Source organism: Corynebacterium sp. HMSC034E11, assembly GCF_001835905.1.
Lineage (GTDB): Bacteria > Actinomycetota > Actinomycetes > Mycobacteriales > Mycobacteriaceae > Corynebacterium > Corynebacterium coyleae.
In genome coordinates this window covers 1-218 of record NZ_KV826391.1, presented here as the reverse complement: position 1 = coordinate 218, position 218 = coordinate 1, and the positions used below count along the sequence as shown (strand labels likewise).

General features: G+C 50.0%; 1 pseudogene. It reads right to left on the bottom strand.

Features of this window, described 5'->3' with window-relative positions:
- Positions 1-58: 58 nt before the first annotated feature.
- A pseudogene (locus HMPREF2690_RS11895) lies at positions 59-218 on the bottom strand (IS256 family transposase); the annotation flags it as partial.

Sequence of the window (218 nt, the reverse complement as noted above, 5' to 3'; positions counted from 1 at the left end):
GGGTTAAGTAGCAAAATGTGTGTCCGGTCGGCGTGTCGTCGGTCGGACACTTTTTGTGCTATTTCATGGGGCCTTTTCTGATTCGTATCGAGTGGTTGTATTCGGTTGGGATAGCGTTGTCGTAGAAGGCTGGTCGTCCTGTTTCTTGGTCGGCTTTGTTGTGGTCTTCTTCGGCAAGATCGTTGACTTTGGCGAGTTGGTCTTGTCCGAAATTGCAC